Source organism: Muriicola sp. (genome assembly GCF_049669965.1).
GTDB lineage: Bacteria > Bacteroidota > Bacteroidia > Flavobacteriales > Flavobacteriaceae > Muriicola.
Genome location: NZ_JBATLB010000010.1, coordinates 1 through 1,815 on the forward strand (window position 1 = coordinate 1; position 1,815 = coordinate 1,815).

The following is a 1,815-nucleotide window of genomic DNA, read 5'->3' on the forward strand; positions in this document are numbered from 1 at the left end:
CCAATAAGTAAGGCAATGAGATAATCAATATGAAGAGTAATGATTTTTTCATAATTATTGCCAACGGTCTCGGCTATGAGTAGTTGCGTGGTTTAGCACTTAACTTCGCAAGTACACACCAAACTGAAAATCCGAGAGGATTTTCAAAAGTAGGTGAGAATCAGCAATTACTTATAGCCATTGTTGTGTGTTCGTTTTATTGTTGTATATCAATTACTACGTTACCCCTTTTTCTGCCTTTATCAACATATTCATGAGCTTTTACTATTTCCTCAAGTTTGAAATATCTGTCTATGAAAGGTTTTAATTTTTCGTTTTCTACCATTTCTTTTATTAGTTCAAGATTTTCATTCTTCTCTTTTGTTAGCATATTCACTGAAACAAAATAGCCTCCAGTTTTTAAAACCTTTTTAGCTTTAGATTTCTTTGTCTTTCCAACAGCATCAAAGATTATATCAAATTTTTCTTTGCCTTCAGAGTAGTCGTCTTTATTATAGTCTATCAAACTTTCAGCACCTAATGATTTTACCATTTCAAAGTTTGAAGTACTACAGACTCCTGTTACTCTTGAACCCTTCTGATTAGCAATTTGTACAGCATAACTGCCAACGCTTCCTGAAGCGCCATAAACTAATACGTTTTGTCCATTTTTCAAGTTTGCTTTATCTAAAAGATATATTGCTGTCATTGCTCCAACTGGCAATGCTGCTGCTTCTCGGTAAGTCAAGTTTACTGGCTTTAATCCAATCACACCACTTTTCCATTTTTGTGGTAAGCATATGTATTCTGCATAAGAACCTGTTTTTAACATTGTAGTAGTACCAAAGACACTGTCACCAACATTAAATTTGGTTACATTTTTCCCTATTTCTTCAACTATTCCAGCCAATTCATGACCTAAAATTTTCTTCTTAGGTTTAAAAAGTCCAAATATTAATCTGGCAGGAAGCCAAAACAAAGGTGGAAAATTAGAACTACGAAGTCTTATATCTCCCGAAGTAACAGTAGCAGCATATATCTTTATAAGGATTTCATCATCTTTAGGTCTCGGTTTTTGAATATCATTTAGCATAAGGACTTTCGGTGTACCGTATTCTTCGTATACTACAGCTCTCATATTAATTAATGGTTTTTAGAAAATGACACACAACGGTCCTGGCTATGGCCCGACGCCTCAATGCGCAGACCTGTCCAGGAATGATTTATAATCTCTAATGTAGGAAAAATTCCCCAAGCCTTGGCTGGCGATGGGCTATAGACGATGTTAGCCACTGTGTTTTATTATTCAGTTATAAATTCGTTTTTGTTCTCTCGAATGTATTTTATTCTTAATTCTCCAATTTTTTCAGAATCATACAGGTTGTAAAATTCAGTGTCCAAATCATTGAGAGGATTGTCCTTATAAGACTCGCTAAAACTTTCCATTGTTCCATCGTCAAATTCCTCAAGTCTTTGTTTGTTTTCGGAATAGATTTTATTCGCACGTTTCGTTAATTCCGAGAACTTTTCAGCTCCGATTGTCATAAATCCGACTTCTGCCATTTCCGCAAATTGTCCGCTTGAATTGAAATAGAATTGATTAAATCCACCATTGTTAACTTCGGCTTCCAACCACCAAGTAGAAAAAATTGCTTTTTGCCCATTGGTCAATTCGGATATCTTGTCCAAAGTGTATTGTTCTCCGTCTTGGAATTTGGTGTCAATATTATCCATTATTGCTTGTTCCAATTTGTCGTCAGCAATTGAGTCCAAAATTTTAGAGGTCAGATTTTTATAAATTTTCCGATTATTAAATTCATCAATACTGTTTTTGGA

General features: G+C 34.7%; 2 protein-coding genes. Both read right to left on the reverse strand.

What is annotated here, in order from left to right; genetic code table 11:
- Positions 1 to 196 precede the first annotated feature (196 nt).
- Complete coding sequence (locus WBM49_RS00380; RefSeq protein WP_424370073.1) at positions 197 to 1,117, reverse strand: NAD(P)-dependent alcohol dehydrogenase; 921 nt, start codon at positions 1,115 to 1,117, stop codon at positions 197 to 199.
- 164 nt (positions 1,118 to 1,281) lie between these two features.
- A partial coding sequence (locus tag WBM49_RS00385; RefSeq protein ID WP_424370074.1) for a DMP19 family protein occupies positions 1,282 to 1,815 on the reverse strand: 534 nt, incomplete at its 5' end.

Coding starts and splice junctions, on each gene's coding strand:
- WBM49_RS00380 (WP_424370073.1), bottom strand. CDS start 1,117: ATGAGAGCTGTAGTATACGAAGAATACGGTACACCGAAAGTCCTTATG.